At 36.2% G+C, this 516-nt stretch carries 1 protein-coding gene; it reads right to left on the reverse strand.

The features are described from left to right. Positions 1-24: 24 nt before the first annotated feature. The coding region (locus tag AC1DPZ_RS28815) for a UDP binding domain-containing protein (protein ID WP_477409990.1) at positions 25-516 on the reverse strand (492 nt) is incomplete at its 5' end.

A 516-nucleotide genomic window follows, 5' to 3' on the forward strand; every position in this document is an offset into this window, starting at 1 on the left:
TGTTATTTTATACGTATATAATGCTTAGCCTTTAGTACCAATAGATTGTACCAGGAAACCTATTTCCGTTAATTTTTTGGCATCAAGCAGGTTTCGACCATCGAATATTTTGGCAGGCTTTAACATACTATCGTATATTTTTTTCCAGTCATAATCTTTAAACTCATCCCATTCGGTTAATACCGCGATAGCGTGAGCGCCTTTACAAGCCTCATAAGGATCTTGAACTACATTAACCCCCTTTTTATTTTCTTCAGATGTACGCGTTCCAAGATAGTCAAGATCAAAATAAATCTGTCCTTCTAAAACTTTAGGATCATAAACCATAATTTGGGCCTGCTCATGTAATAAATGATCGGCCACGTAAATAGCTGCCGACTCACGGGTATCATTGGTATCCTTTTTAAAGGCCCAACCCAAAAAGGATATTTTTTTACCATTTACCGTGTTGTACAATTCTCTGATCATCTGGTTAGCAAACCTTTTTTTCTGATGATCATTCATGATAATCACTTG

The organism is Mucilaginibacter sp. P4_G9 (assembly GCF_056400985.1).